1 pseudogene is annotated in these 229 nt (G+C 73.4%); it reads right to left on the bottom strand.

The features are described 5' to 3' along the window. Nucleotides 1–229 (bottom strand): annotated as a pseudogene (locus ACPYOI_RS37325) (hypothetical protein); the annotation flags it as partial.

Here is a 229-nt window from a genome sequence, read left to right as displayed (position 1 = left end):
GCGCAGGGCCATGTCGCACAGGGCCGCGTCCTCTGCGTGGTCGTGCGTCATGATGAGCAGGTCCGTCCCGGCGGGGACCTGCCCCAGAGCCATCTCGGGCACCGGGGCGTGGTGCACGTGGATGCGCGCGACGGCGTCGTCGAGGACGGCCAGGCGCTGCGGCTCCACCTGGTCGGCGCGTGAGTCGACGAGGTGCAGCTCGAGGTCGTGCCTCGCGAGGATGCGGGCC

This window comes from Rhizobium sp. SVR5-2C (genome assembly GCF_056755115.1).
Note: the sequence above shows the minus strand (reverse complement) of the source record. Positions and strands in the feature narration are given on the sequence as shown.